Origin of the sequence: Streptococcus sp. KR (assembly GCF_002238115.1) — a bacterium.
Classification (GTDB): domain Bacteria; phylum Bacillota; class Bacilli; order Lactobacillales; family Streptococcaceae; genus Streptococcus.
This window is the reverse complement of record NZ_NGVM01000119.1, coordinates 1-559: the sequence shown is the minus strand read 5'-3', so window position 1 is coordinate 559 and position 559 is coordinate 1. Positions and strand designations below refer to the sequence as shown.

Below are 559 nucleotides of genomic sequence, written 5' to 3'. Positions count from 1 at the left end.
GTTCCTTATGAAGTTGATTCTTAGCTTCCTTTAATGTGTCGTCCAAAGTTTCTTCCCTATAAGTTGATTCTGTTTTTACTTGTTCTGATTCTTGATCTGGAGTGAAAATGATATCTAACAGTCGGTCTATTTTTTCAAGATCTTGGACAGACATATCAGATAGTCTATGAATCAGCTTTTTAAATACATCACTATTGTCGTGATTTTTCTTAAAAAATGTTGTAAACATCTATAACCTCTCAAAAAAAGCAGCCTATCAGGACTGCTTAGTGTAATTCCGAAATCGCATCATAAATGGACTGTAATTTCTTATTGTCTTTATTCTTTGTGTCAATCAACGTATGTAGCTCTTCAATTTTCTTTTGACTGCTTTGAATATCGCTATTGTTATCAGCAATAAGTCTTTTAAGATGTTGCTGATAACTTGTAGTGATATCTGTCTCTTTTCCTGTTCTAACCTCTGTAACTTTAGGTTTAGAACTAGAATTTGATTCCGTCACAGGCGCTTGTTTTCGCTTTTGAAAAGCTGCTTCATAATTTACATCATTACCTCCTTGAT

General features: G+C 33.3%; 2 protein-coding genes. Both read right to left on the bottom strand.

Translation table 11 applies throughout. From position 1 onward, the window contains the following. On the bottom strand, positions 1-229 hold a 229-nt coding region (locus CBI42_RS11190; RefSeq protein ID WP_094753981.1), incomplete at its 3' end, for a hypothetical protein. 37 nt (positions 230-266) lie between these two features. After that, positions 267-559, bottom strand: a 293-nt coding sequence (locus tag CBI42_RS11185) for a DUF5945 family protein (RefSeq protein ID WP_094753980.1), incomplete at its 5' end; no start/stop codon positions are given.